The following is an 11,627-nucleotide window of genomic DNA, read 5'->3' on the forward strand; positions in this document are numbered from 1 at the left end:
TAACGTCCTATTCAATATCACCAGGTACCAAAGGTACAAATCTTACTGGTGCAACTTTATGTTCTGTAAATGTATCGCCATTTCTAACGACCATCATTAATTGCTGATCTTGCTCACCGATAGGTGCAATCATAACGCCCCCATCAGCAAGTTGTGCCAGAAGTCCTTGTGGCATAGTGGCCGCAGCGGCAGTAACAATAATCCCCTCAAATGGAGCTTGCGACTGCCAGCCTTGCCAACCGTCACCGTGTTTCATGGTGACATTATATAAATCAAGCTTATGCAAACGGCGTTTTGCTTGCCATTGCAATGCTTTAATACGCTCTACCGAGCACACTTTAGTGAAGGTTTTTGCCAATATTGCCGTTTGGTAGCCAGAGCCTGTGCCAATTTCGAGCACTTTATCACGTACGCCTGCTAAGCGAAGCAGCTCTGTCATGCGTGCGACAATATATGGCTGCGAAATCGTTTGTCCTTGACCGATTGGCAATGCGGTATTTTGATAAGCTTTGTGCTGCAAAACATCATCAATAAAAATGTGTCTGGGTGTTGAGGCAATCGCTTCAAGCACCGTACTGTCTTCTACACCCTCGCGTTTTAATAATTCAGCTAATGCCAATGCACTGCGATTATAATTAGTCAGCACTATTAATCTCCATATTTGCTAACCAGCTATCGACGGCTTGTAAGCTCTCTTTCGCCGTCATATCAACACTAAGTGGGGTCACTGATGCATAACCATTATTAATGGCATAAAAATCAGTGCCTTCACCTGCATCACTTTCAGCACCAAGGGTACCATACCAATAAATGTCACGGCCCCATGGGTCTTGTTGCTTCGTCATGGTTTCAGCTTTATGACGCGAACCTAAACGGGTTACCTTAACTCCTTTAAGCTCTGTAAGCGGAATATCTGGCACGTTTAAGTTGATGATTTGATCTTTCGGTAATGGGTGCGATGCCAACTCTTTGATAATACTCACCGCAACCGCAGCTGCAGTTTCAAAGTGATTTCCTTCTTTAGAGCATAACGACACAGCAATCGCCGGCAGTCCTAAGTGGCGCCCTTCAGTGGCCGCTGCTACTGTACCTGAATACAAGGTATCATCACCTAGGTTGGCGCCGTGGTTTATTCCTGCAACCACTAGATCTGGCTGCTGCTCGACTAATTCATTAACTCCCAAATGCACACAGTCAGTCGGCGTGCCATTAATCGAAATAAAGCCATTATCAAGGATAGTTGCACGAAGTGGATTCATGAGCGTTAATGAATTACTTGCGCCACTACAATTACGATCTGGCGCTACTAAGGTCACATCTGCTATTTGCGTCAATGCATGATACAAAACCGCAATCCCTTTAGCATGTACGCCATCATCATTGCTCAATAAGATTTTCATTTACGCATCCTTTTGTTTTTGTTCTCTGGGGCTTGTATCTTGATAGTCCACCAGCTCACGCAGCAGGGCGGTAGCAAAACAGCCTTTTGGTAAACCAAAACTTAACTTTAAAGTAGTTTCATCAATCGTTTCAACAGCTAATGAATCAGGAATAAGTCGTAACATTCTACGCTCATTCTTAAGGCCAAGTTCGCTAAGGCCATCTATCCAAGACTGATAAGGTTCGAGCCACACTTTTTCGGTTTCGGTCAGGCCTTTTTCGCCTTTACCAACCATAGGTGCCGACATCACAATATCGCCAGACGCTAAGCGCGCAATATTGTCATCACTAATATTGTCTTCAAAAAATGCATTACTGCCGCTGAGCATAAACACTTCGCGGTGCATTGTTTTCGCAAGGCCATGCTCGGCAACTCGCATACTCACGATCTCATTAAATACATAAGAGCGCGCAGCTGAAATAACTAAGCCACGCAATTTTTTATCGCGGATACGCTCACCAGCAAACATGCGCTTTGCCATTTCAAGGTTGTGACCACCATGGCCAAAGCGCTGCTCACCAAAGTAATTAGGCACACCAGCACGCACCGCGTTGATACGGCACAAAATATCCAGCGGCTCAGTGACATTACGTAATGTAATGGTAAAGCGATTGCCTTTATGGCAGCCAGTTCTGAGCTTACGGTTATGGCGCTGTTGCGATATTACAAAAAACTGCTCGTTATTCAGCTCACTAAATTCTATGTGCTTTTTAATGGGAACTGGCACGCTAAACCATTGGGTACACACGCCATGACGGTCTTTTAAGCCTGCATAACTCACATCACGTGGAGATACCCCTGCTTTTTCGGCAATGCGTTTCGCAATAAACTGAGTATTTTCGCCTTTTTTTACAACCTGCAAGCAAACATGTTCACCAGAACCGGTAAACTCAATACCTAAGTCTTCATCAACCATGAAGTCTTCAGCATGAGTTTTAAAGTCAGCCTTAGAAAGAGGTTTACCGTATAGGTAGTTTAACTCACTCATGCGCTTTGTTTGCTCATAATCACCACTGCGTGGCTTGAGATACCTTCTTTACGACCTTCAAACCCAAGCTTCTCAGTGGTTGTTGCTTTCACATTAACTTGTGAAATATCAGCTTCAAGGTCTTGGCATAAGTTTTCACGCATAGCTTGAATATGTGGCAACATTTTTGGTGCTTGCGCAACAATCGTGACGTCGGCATTGCCAAGTACATAACCTTGCTCTTTAGCAAGCCCAACCACGTGGCGTAGTAAAATTCGGCTATCAATATTTTCGTATTCGCTAGCAGTATCAGGGAAATGCTTGCCAATATCACCCATTGCCAATGCGCCTAAAATGGCATCACACAATGCGTGAATGGCAACATCACCATCTGAATGAGCTAAAAAGCCTTGTGGGTAATCTATTTTTTCACCACAAATTACCAACGGGCCTTCGCCGCCAAATTTGTGTACATCAAAGCCATGGCCAATTCGAATCATGAGGTACTCTCGTTTTGTTGTTTTTGCAGTAAAAATGCTGCTAAATCTAAATCTTCTGGGGTGGTGATTTTAATGTTGTCACTGCGACCTGCAACCAGCTTAACAGGCTGCTTAGCCCATTCAATTGCCGATGCCTCATCAGTGATAGTCACACCATTTTTAAGGGCACTTGATAGCGCATTAGTCAGCGCTTGATAAGGGAAAAGCTGAGGGGTGAGTGCCTGCCATAAATCATCACGTGGCACCGTTTGCTCACTGTGGGTATGACCGCGCTTAATGGTGTCTTTTACTTTTGACGCTAAAATACCGCCTTCATTGGCAGCGATACATTCAGTTATTAAACGCTGAATATCAGCAAGACACACTAACGGCCTTGCCGCATCGTGAACAAGTACCCAATCAGGTGGGTTGTCAGCAAGTGATAGCAAGGCGTTAAGCACAGAATCAGCGCGCTCTTTACCACCACTCACACGCTCAATACGCTTATCTATGTGTGGTAAATCAGCAAAGTAGCCGTCATCATCGCTAATTGCTACTTTGATGGTGTTTAATTCGTTAAGTTCTGCAAGTTTACTTAGGGTATGTTCTAAAATAGTTTTACCCGCAAGTTCAATATACTGCTTTGGCGCCGAATGCTGCATTCGACTGCCAACTCCCGCAGCGGGAACAATGGCGGTGATAGTTTGCTTAGTGTTCATTTTGCTGTTGACCTGGTAATACGCGAATAAAGGTTTCGCCAGGTTTAATCATTCCTAATTCATTACGCGCCCGCTCTTCGATGCCCTCTTGACCGAGTTTTAAGTCTTCAATATCGGCTTTGAGCACTTTATTGCGCTTTAATAATTTCGCATTGGTGTCTTGATGAGAGGTAACCGCTTGTTTTAAACGAGTGTAATCTTGCACCCCATTATGGCCAAACCATAAGCGGTACTGAATAAATAAAGCCAAACACAACAAGGCGAATTGAAAAACCCGCATTGAACACTCCTTCGCGGTTAAATTAAGTCAAAGGGCGTTTTAAATTACGCCAATTTATATTGCTTGCTAACAGCATTTCTCTTAATGACAAACGCTTAGGTGTGATGCGTTTATTAAATTGCCATTGATGACCGCAACACGCCGCTGCCATCACCGCCTTTGCAGGCTTAAGCAATTGAATATGCGTGTTTTCTAGCGATTCACCGGAAGTATCAAACCAACCAAGCTCGTTGCAATGTACCTTATTGTCGCTTACTTGATCTAAGCTGTCTATGCGAACGGTTGTACATTGCTCGTCATTAATTAACACGGGAACAATTAACCCGCGCTTAGCATGTTGACTATAAAAGTCTTTTGAGTCTCTTTTGTTATAAACAGGCGGCGTTGTTTTTTGTTTTTCAAGCCAACTGCCATTTTGTGAATCGAGCTGTAGTGGCGCATCACCACTGACAATACGCATAGCTAAACGCTCAATATAGTAAGGCAGGCTTGCTAATAAACGTTTTAGCCTTGCTGTATCAGGTTCATCAACTAAACGCGGGATCTCACGAGCATAAAATGCATTACATAACTGCGCATACAAAGCTCGCTCGGCATCAGTTTGCCAAATTTCGGCTTGTTGCGAGTGTTCGCTCTGTGAAGTTGGTTTAGACAATGCGCGCTCTTATAAAACAATTGCTTGACTGTTTTATAGCATAGAGCGTTTATTGAGCGCTACTTTACTGCGCCTTTTTTACCCAATTTTGCGTTACCAGTTTCTAAAAACTGCACCACTGCATCACGCTTTTTACCTAATAACAAACTACCATCAGCTAAAAACATAAAGTTTTGCCAACAACGTTTAAAAACGGCAAAGCTGGTTTCAATAATATTGTCGCGAGCCATGCAAAAATAAACAGTGGTGTTTGCTTCCCACTCTAAGTGGTTAAGGATTTCTTCTGGTAACTGCTCATCGCCCGCTTCCCATGCACTTTCCCAGTTAATGGTCTCTGAAAAGCTGTCGTCTTTGCCGCACCAATCTGTTTTATCAAAAAAGTCAGGGTGATCATGCTCGCGGCTCACCATAGTAGTCCATAAAACCGCAGCGCGTTCAGCGCTCATTGGTTTAATTTGTGCTGCGTCTTCGCTGCTTATCGGCATATCTTTATGACGAAAAACCCAGGCTTTTTTGTATTCATCTAACGAAATATAATTCATAGTTTAGGCAGTTTGTTTCAGCGTAAAATGTGCAAACTGCAATTATACCCAAATGACTCCAAGATGCGAGATAAACACATGACAATCAAACCCGGTATTTACCAACATTACAAAGGTCCAAAATACAAAGTTGAATATGTTGCTACTCATAGCGAAACGAATGAGCCACTGGTAATTTATCAAGCGCTATACGGCGAATTTGGCATGTGGGCACGCCCGCTTAGTATGTTTACAGAAACCGTCACTGTGGAGGGTAAAACGATACCGCGTTTTGCATACCTTTCAGACGCCGACTAACTGTGGCATCATGACGCTATTAATCACTGCTCAGACCAGATAAGGTGACATCGTGCTTTTTAATTCAACCGACAACTACATTGCCAGTAACTCATTAAAACAAGCGGTTAACGCAGCGATCTTGCTCGAAAAACCGTTGCTAATAAAAGGTGAGCCTGGCACAGGTAAAACCATGCTGGCCGAGGAGCTTGCAAAAAGCTTAGACACCACACTAATTCAGTGGCACATCAAATCAACCACTAAGGCGCAGCAAGGCCTGTATGAATATGATGCGGTATCGCGCCTTCGCGACAGCCAGTTAGGTGACGAGCGAGCGCACGATATCAGCAACTACATTGTAAAAGGGAAATTATGGCAAGCCTTTACTTATGGTGAGCAACATAACAAGCGCCCTGTACTATTGATTGATGAAATCGACAAAGCCGATATTGAATTTCCCAACGACTTGCTATTAGAGCTCGATAAAATGGAGTTTCATGTTTATGAGACCGGCGAGCGCGTTATTGCAAAGCAACGTCCGATTGTGATCATTACGTCGAATAATGAAAAAGAGCTGCCAGATGCCTTTTTACGTCGTTGTTTTTTCCATTACATTGATTTTCCAAGTAGTGAAGAAATGGCGCAAATTATCGATGTGCATCACCCTCACGTTAAACAAGACCTAGTTCGCCAAGCACTTGAGGTGTTCTTTAATCTACGTGACGTAAACGGCATTAAGAAAAAACCATCAACCAGCGAATTACTTGATTGGTTAAAACTGCTGATGGCTGAAGATATAGATGCTAAAACACTGCATGATAAAAGCCAAAAAGGCGGCTTAATGCCAATGTTTGGCGCGTTATTAAAGAACGAGCAAGACATTAGCTTAGTCGAAAAACTTGCGTTTATGAGCCGCCGTTAAGATGTTAATTGCGTTTTTCTTCAAGCTTCGCGAATACCGCTTACCTGCTAGTTTGCGAGAGCTACTTGATTTGATCAATGCGCTCAAGCAAGGGGTTATTTTTGCCGATGTTGACGCGTTTTATTACTTAGCGCGTACCATCATGGTCAAGGATGAAACCCACTTTGATCGTTTTGATAAAGCCTTTGCAGATTACTTTAGTGGTGTGGCCGACCTTGATCTGCTCGAAAGCTTAAAACAGCAACATGCCTTGCCTGATGATTGGCTACGCAAAGAGTTTGAAAAGCACTTAAGTGAAGAAGAAAAAGCGCAATTACAAGCCATGGGCGGCCTTGATAAACTCATGGAAACCCTCAAGCAACGCCTTGAAGAGCAGCAAAAGCGCCATGCTGGAGGTAATAAGTGGGTAGGTACCGGTGGCACTTCGCCATTTGGCGCCTATGGTTATAACCCTGAAGGTGTGCGTATTGGTCAAGACGGTAACCGACATCGCCGTGCGGTAAAAGTATGGGATAAACGCAGCTACCGAAACCTTGATAGTGACCGTGAAATCGGCTCGCGCACCATTAAACTCGCTCTAAAAAAACTTCGTAAATTTGCCCGTACTGGTGCAAGCGATACTCTCGATTTAACCGAAACCATTCGCGCAACCGCAAAGCAAGGCGGCATGCTCGATGTAAAAATGGCACCAGAGCGCCATAATGCGGTAAAAGTATTGATGCTGTTTGATATCGGCGGTTCAATGGATGATTACATTCATACCTGTGAAGAGTTATTTAGTGCCGCCCACAGCGAATTTAAGCATCTTGAGTTTTACTATTTTCATAACTGTTTGTATGAGCATGTTTGGCAAGACAACGAACGTCGTCACTCTAACGTCATTGATACCATGACCTTGATTAACAAGTTCACCAGCGACTACAAGGTGATCTTTGTTGGTGATGCCACCATGGGTCCTTACGAAATAGCCTACCCCGGTGGCAGCGTTGAGCATTGGAATGAAGAACCCGGCAGCGCTTGGCTAAACCGCATAACCAATCACTTTGATAAAGTCGCCTGGCTCAACCCACAACCCGTTGAACACTGGCGCTATTATCAATCGATAGATTTTATAAAGCAGTTAATGGACAACCGCATGTACCCACTCACGCTAGATGGGATTAGTAATGCGATTAGGGAGTTGAGTTAAAGTTAGAAAGTTAGAAAGTAGAAAGTAGAAAGTTAGAAAGTTAGAAAGTTAGAAAGTTAGAAAGTTAGAAAGTTAGAAAGTTAGAAAGTTAGAAAGTTAGAAAGTTAGAAAGTTAGAAAGTTAGAAACTCTAAAATACCTAGTATCTAAGTCAAGCAGCTCGACAACTTTACTCTTTCCCCTAGTAACTCGCTAACTGTCAATCTGACAGCTCTAACTTTACTCTTTCCCCTAGTAACTCGCTAACTAAGCGAGTTTCCAAACCAAAAACACTAGCGCAAAGCCCACCAAATAAGCTAAGCCTAGCCAGCTTAGGGTGCGTAATAAAGGTGAGTGATGAATGCTGGGTTCTGAGCGTACTAAACTAAAGTTCAGCCATGCAAATACGGGAGTGGTTACAAAAGCGAGGGTCATAGCAAAAGTGAGCATTGGGCCAAGGGCTGATTTAAAGAATAAAATCACTGCCATGCCAGCAAATGCTTGTAGTAATAACCACATATTTAAACTGTGTTTAGATTGTTTAATCGGTAGCAGTTTATGCGACTCATTTAATGTTCTGGCGTAGCCATCAAGCACTGTTAGCGTGGTGCCAAACATACATAAAAAAGCGATACCTGAAACCAGTGGCCTTGCCCACTCGCCCATAGTGAGGGCATACATATCAATTAGCTGCTTTGCAAAAGCGACTCCACCTAATTGCACTGCTTGTGCTTGGCCATATTGCACTAACACACCTAATGAAAAAAACACTAACGCAAGTGCTGCGGTAAGCCAGTAGCCCAAATTAAAATCAAACAAGCCTTGTTGCTTTGTCACGGCTTGTTGATGCTGCTTTTCTTTTAGCCACAGTGAGCTGATTGCTGATATTTCAATGGGTGCAGGCATCCAGCCCATGAGCGCGACCATAAAGCCAAGCATGGCAAGCTCATACGGCGACGGGCCCACATAGTCAACTGGCGCCATTGGGCCATTATTAATAGCGACAACTAGCGCAGCCACGGTTGTAACCGTTAGCAGCCCCATAATGAGCTTTGAGACATTATCGAGCGCCTTAAAGTGCCCCAACAACAAAATAAGCAAACACACAACTAAGATCAGCCAGCATAATAAGGTTACAGAAACAGTGACAGGTAATGCATAGTGCAGCAGACTGGCCGTTAATAATAAAACCCCTGCAGTATTTACTACCGCAGCGACAATATTAAGCGCAATAAAACTATAGAAATACCCCGGCCCTTTTTGCTTGTAGCCCTCAACTAAACTTTGTTTGGTCGCAAGGGTGTACTCCATGCCAAATCGAAAGAATGGGTACTTCAATACGTTTACTACAATGATTAGCCAAAATAGCTGCCAGCCGAATAATGATCCTGCTTGTGTTGATGCTACTAGATGTGAGCCACCAATGGCGGCTGTAGCCATTAAAATTCCCGGCCCTAATGCATTTAATTTAGATTGCCAATTTGATACTGCTGATTGCATAAGTTATGTGTGTTTTATTCTTAGTAACAAGCAACTTACAGCGTTTTGTGTGAGATTGGAAGCTGAGCAAGTTAGCAAGTTAGCAAGTTAGCAAGTTAGCAAGTTAGCAAGTTAGCAAGTTAGCAAGTTAGCAAGTTAGCAAGTTAGCAACACTAGACTGCCTACCACTTGTGTCAAGTAACTCGCTACTCTTTGGTTTTTTAATCTGACTTCTAACGACTGATATCTAATATCTCCATTTTTGTTCGGCGTTAAAACGCCTCCTACGTCTCAAACTCGCAAACTTTCCCCTTTACTCTTTCTAACTCAATACCTTTACTCTTTCCCCTAGCAACTCGCTAACTTTTGGAACTTCAATCTGACGGCTGACGGCTGACGGCTGACGGCTGACGGCTGACGGCTGACGGCTGACGGCTGACGGCTGACGGCTAATAGTTAAATATTAAAACCAAAAAAGCCAAGCGTTTCGCAACGGTTGGCTTTTTCAGATTTAGTTTTAAGTCTAGCCGCTTAGGCTAGTGCTCTGTAATTAGCTCAGGTTCATTTCCTGAATGATTTCGTGGGCAATTTCCGGTGTTGTACTGACCGGCTTTTCGTGTAGTTTGGCTTTCATTTGCCCTTTACGATGTTTAAGTGATGCATCTAGTTTTTTTGCAGCACCTGCGATAGCTGGGTACATCACATCATCTTCAGCTTTTACAGATAAACGTGCGCCTTCATAGGTTGTACTAATCTCAGCCTGATACTTATTGTGTTCTTTTGAAAGAATAATATCGAGTGATATTAATGATGGAAAATGGCTAGCAATTTTCGAGAACTTCTCGTTGATATGAGCTCTAACAGCCTCAGTAACGTCAACATGATGACCAGAAATATTAATCTTCATAGGGTATCCTTTTTTCTTGTTACCTCACAGTTAGTATTGGGGGCGAATTGAATTAACACAAGCGAAATTTGCAGATAATTAGTAATTGATTGTAACCACAGATGATTTAGATCATGCGTTGCGGATAAAATATGCAAAAGCCCGCATCACACGGGCTTTTCAGAGAGGTTAACAACTGCTCATTAACTGTACGAACAACAGTAGTCAGCAAACTCGCTGACCTTTACTAGAAAGGTAACATTTGCATCAACGGTAAATGACTCTCCAGCTTGCATTGTTTGCCATTCACTCTCACCGGGTAAAAGCACTTGCCAACTGCCACCGTTAAGCTCCATCAACTCTTTTTTGCTCGTAGCAAACTCAAACTCACCTGGTTGCATAAAGCCTAACGTCTTCGTGCTGCCATCAGCAAATACCACAGTACGGCTAGACACTTTACCGTCAAAATACACATTGGCTTTTTTCAGCACACTTACATTATCAAACTGAGACATCCTCACTCCTGTTGTTTTGTTTTAAATCTAATCCACCCTGCCCGAATTTCAAGTGCGCAGCAACTGAAGATTATTCAATTAAAACCATTATTTAAGCTGGCTTTTTATTATCTTTAATAAACTGAGCAAGTAAGAAAACAAAGAAAGTTCCAGGTAGACCAACAATAAACAACAATGGGGTTAATACTCTTGGAGATGTTCCATTAATGTAAAACTTACCATATAAGAAATTACAAATTAGCCAACCAGCGAGAATAAGGTACGATAACAAGCTCGTATTTTCAGCCTTCAATTCGCAGCTTCCGAAAGCAACGTCGACTAATAAAAGATCAAACGATATACACTGACTTGTATTTAGTGCGTAAAAAGTAAGTGCTGTCATAGATATTAAAGTGATTGCTGTAATGATGTATTTCATGGTCATTTCCTTATTAAATTAAAAGTAAAAAGAAGCAAGCAACTGCCTCTGTCATTTCAATTTAAATGACTCTGAAAATTACACCATAATTTAGCCATTACTTAATCATCACTTACTTATAACCAAAGTTATAACTATAATCACACCAATAACAATACCTATAAATCAAAAAGTTAGCTAAAAACTTCAGCTATAAATTGATACCCTCTTTTCATCTGGGACTTTATATATTTAGGGTTTTTTGTATCAGTATCTGAAAAGGCATTTCGCAACTTACTAATTACTCGGCGAATAGCAGTGTCGGTGACTATTTGATTTTGCCAAACATTGCTGTGTAGCTCTTCTAAGCTGACGACTCTAGGTTGTTGTTCTATTAGATAGCTAAGTACTTGCATCATTTTTGGTTCTAAATAAGTTACTTGCTCATCTTTTGAAATGCTTTTTTCTTCGTAATTAAATGTATATTCACCGATCATCAAAGTGCTTTGGTCAGAAAGAGAAAAGCTTTTTTCCTCCACTTCTTGAGTATCTTCTTGCTCACTTTTTCTCAGCACTTTTTTATAATTTCTACTAATTAACTTAAAGCTGTAAGTCACTAAAAGAACAATTGGGCTAAGTGGTAGAGAGAGAATAAAAAGTAAAGATAGTAAGTAAGCATTAACCTTGCTTTTTACTAATAACTGCCCAAAGAAAACAACCGCAAGCACCCATAAAATAAATGGCAAATCGATACTAATACTTTCAAGATCGTCTCCACAAACACCCACTCGAAAAAACGGCATATCAAAACATAAAGCAAAGCTATTAAAACTAGCTAACAGTAAAGCCAGCATATACAACCATTTCATTTTCATTCCTTAAATATTACTTTGACTGGACGA

General features: G+C 42.1%; 16 protein-coding genes. 3 read left to right on the top strand and 13 right to left on the bottom strand.

Annotated features, from left to right (window positions below; all coding sequences use genetic code 11):
- Positions 1-7: 7 nt before the first annotated feature.
- The 8 genes from J8Z28_RS14130 to J8Z28_RS14165 are packed head-to-tail and all read right to left on the bottom strand — an operon-like array spanning position 8 to position 5,083.
- On the bottom strand, positions 8-646 hold the full coding sequence (locus J8Z28_RS14130; RefSeq protein WP_054551144.1) for a protein-L-isoaspartate(D-aspartate) O-methyltransferase: 639 nt from the start codon (positions 644-646) through the stop codon (positions 8-10).
- On the bottom strand, positions 636-1,400 hold the full coding sequence (gene surE / locus J8Z28_RS14135; RefSeq protein WP_062564837.1) for a 5'/3'-nucleotidase SurE: 765 nt from the start codon (positions 1,398-1,400) through the stop codon (positions 636-638). The genes J8Z28_RS14130 and surE overlap by 11 nt, the downstream gene beginning before the upstream one ends.
- Positions 1,401-2,429, bottom strand: a complete 1,029-nt coding sequence (gene truD / locus J8Z28_RS14140; protein WP_062564836.1) for a tRNA pseudouridine(13) synthase TruD — start codon at positions 2,427-2,429, stop codon at positions 1,401-1,403. It lies immediately after the preceding gene.
- A complete protein-coding gene (gene ispF, locus J8Z28_RS14145) occupies positions 2,426-2,908 on the bottom strand; it encodes a 2-C-methyl-D-erythritol 2,4-cyclodiphosphate synthase (protein WP_055198208.1) in 483 nt (160 codons plus the stop codon). The genes truD and ispF overlap by 4 nt, the downstream gene beginning before the upstream one ends.
- Positions 2,905-3,606 carry a 2-C-methyl-D-erythritol 4-phosphate cytidylyltransferase gene (gene ispD, locus J8Z28_RS14150; RefSeq protein WP_054560902.1) on the bottom strand — a complete coding sequence of 234 codons (702 nt, stop codon included), beginning with the start codon at positions 3,604-3,606 and terminating at the stop codon, positions 2,905-2,907. Before ispD ends, ispF begins: the two co-directional genes overlap by 4 nt.
- On the bottom strand, positions 3,596-3,886 hold the full coding sequence (ftsB, locus tag J8Z28_RS14155) for a cell division protein FtsB (protein WP_054560903.1): 291 nt from the start codon (positions 3,884-3,886) through the stop codon (positions 3,596-3,598). The genes ispD and ftsB overlap by 11 nt, the downstream gene beginning before the upstream one ends.
- Before the next feature lie 22 nt (positions 3,887-3,908).
- Complete coding sequence (locus tag J8Z28_RS14160; protein ID WP_062564835.1) at positions 3,909-4,541, bottom strand: hypothetical protein; 633 nt, start codon at positions 4,539-4,541, stop codon at positions 3,909-3,911.
- Positions 4,542-4,600: 59 nt separating this feature from the next.
- On the bottom strand, positions 4,601-5,083 hold the full coding sequence (locus J8Z28_RS14165) for a DUF2947 domain-containing protein (protein ID WP_062564834.1): 483 nt from the start codon (positions 5,081-5,083) through the stop codon (positions 4,601-4,603).
- Positions 5,084-5,146: 63 nt separating this feature from the next.
- On the opposite strand from J8Z28_RS14165, the gene J8Z28_RS14170 reads away from it, so the two are divergent.
- The 3 genes from J8Z28_RS14170 to J8Z28_RS14180 are packed head-to-tail and all read left to right on the top strand — an operon-like array spanning position 5,147 to position 7,470.
- Positions 5,147-5,380, top strand: coding sequence for a DUF1653 domain-containing protein (locus J8Z28_RS14170; RefSeq protein WP_371319660.1), 234 nt, complete (start codon positions 5,147-5,149; stop codon positions 5,378-5,380).
- A gap of 52 nt (positions 5,381-5,432) precedes the next feature.
- Positions 5,433-6,281 (top strand): AAA family ATPase, encoded by an 849-nt coding sequence (locus tag J8Z28_RS14175; RefSeq protein WP_250659646.1) that lies wholly within the window; start codon positions 5,433-5,435, stop codon positions 6,279-6,281.
- Between the two features lies 1 nt (position 6,282).
- Positions 6,283-7,470: a vWA domain-containing protein gene (locus J8Z28_RS14180; RefSeq protein ID WP_062564833.1), complete on the top strand. Its 1,188-nt coding sequence runs from the start codon at positions 6,283-6,285 to the stop codon at positions 7,468-7,470.
- A 245-nt stretch (positions 7,471-7,715) separates the two neighbouring features.
- On the opposite strand, the gene J8Z28_RS14185 is transcribed toward J8Z28_RS14180, so the two are convergent.
- The 5 genes from J8Z28_RS14185 to J8Z28_RS14205 form a co-directional block, all read right to left on the bottom strand.
- Complete coding sequence (locus tag J8Z28_RS14185; protein ID WP_425272495.1) at positions 7,716-8,888, bottom strand: NRAMP family divalent metal transporter; 1,173 nt, start codon at positions 8,886-8,888, stop codon at positions 7,716-7,718.
- Positions 8,889-9,477: 589 nt separating this feature from the next.
- Positions 9,478-9,834, bottom strand: a complete 357-nt coding sequence (gene hpf, locus J8Z28_RS14190; RefSeq protein ID WP_054551132.1) for a ribosome hibernation-promoting factor, HPF/YfiA family — start codon at positions 9,832-9,834, stop codon at positions 9,478-9,480.
- Positions 9,835-10,016: 182 nt separating this feature from the next.
- Positions 10,017-10,328, bottom strand: a complete 312-nt coding sequence (ppnP, locus tag J8Z28_RS14195) for a pyrimidine/purine nucleoside phosphorylase (RefSeq protein ID WP_054551131.1) — start codon at positions 10,326-10,328, stop codon at positions 10,017-10,019.
- Positions 10,329-10,419: 91 nt separating this feature from the next.
- Positions 10,420-10,746: a hypothetical protein gene (locus J8Z28_RS14200; protein ID WP_062564831.1), complete on the bottom strand. Its 327-nt coding sequence runs from the start codon at positions 10,744-10,746 to the stop codon at positions 10,420-10,422.
- Positions 10,747-10,919: 173 nt separating this feature from the next.
- Entirely contained in the window at positions 10,920-11,594 is a 675-nt protein-coding gene (locus J8Z28_RS14205) for a winged helix-turn-helix domain-containing protein (protein ID WP_240701461.1), read from the bottom strand.
- Positions 11,595-11,627 lie beyond the last annotated feature (33 nt).

Source organism: Pseudoalteromonas sp. SCSIO 43088 (assembly GCF_023650795.1).
Taxonomy (GTDB): Bacteria; Pseudomonadota; Gammaproteobacteria; order Enterobacterales; family Alteromonadaceae; genus Pseudoalteromonas; species Pseudoalteromonas shioyasakiensis.

Excerpts from the sequence above, each read along its gene's own strand:
- J8Z28_RS14170 (WP_371319660.1), top strand. The coding sequence starts at position 5,147 with ATGCGAGATAAACACATGACAATCAAACCCGGTATTTACCAACATTAC.
- J8Z28_RS14165 (WP_062564834.1), bottom strand. The coding sequence starts at position 5,083 with ATGAATTATATTTCGTTAGATGAATACAAAAAAGCCTGGGTTTTTCGT.
- truD (WP_062564836.1), bottom strand. The coding sequence starts at position 2,429 with ATGAGTGAGTTAAACTACCTATACGGTAAACCTCTTTCTAAGGCTGAC.
- ispD (WP_054560902.1), bottom strand. The coding sequence starts at position 3,606 with ATGAACACTAAGCAAACTATCACCGCCATTGTTCCCGCTGCGGGAGTT.
- J8Z28_RS14200 (WP_062564831.1), bottom strand. The coding sequence starts at position 10,746 with ATGAAATACATCATTACAGCAATCACTTTAATATCTATGACAGCACTT.
- hpf (WP_054551132.1), bottom strand. The coding sequence starts at position 9,834 with ATGAAGATTAATATTTCTGGTCATCATGTTGACGTTACTGAGGCTGTT.
- J8Z28_RS14205 (WP_240701461.1), bottom strand. The coding sequence starts at position 11,594 with ATGAAATGGTTGTATATGCTGGCTTTACTGTTAGCTAGTTTTAATAGC.
- J8Z28_RS14185 (WP_425272495.1), bottom strand. The coding sequence starts at position 8,888 with ATGGCTACAGCCGCCATTGGTGGCTCACATCTAGTAGCATCAACACAA.
- ppnP (WP_054551131.1), bottom strand. The coding sequence starts at position 10,328 with ATGTCTCAGTTTGATAATGTAAGTGTGCTGAAAAAAGCCAATGTGTAT.
- ispF (WP_055198208.1), bottom strand. The coding sequence starts at position 2,908 with ATGATTCGAATTGGCCATGGCTTTGATGTACACAAATTTGGCGGCGAA.
- ftsB (WP_054560903.1), bottom strand. The coding sequence starts at position 3,886 with ATGCGGGTTTTTCAATTCGCCTTGTTGTGTTTGGCTTTATTTATTCAG.
- J8Z28_RS14180 (WP_062564833.1), top strand. The coding sequence starts at position 6,283 with ATGTTAATTGCGTTTTTCTTCAAGCTTCGCGAATACCGCTTACCTGCT.
- surE (WP_062564837.1), bottom strand. The coding sequence starts at position 1,400 with ATGAAAATCTTATTGAGCAATGATGATGGCGTACATGCTAAAGGGATT.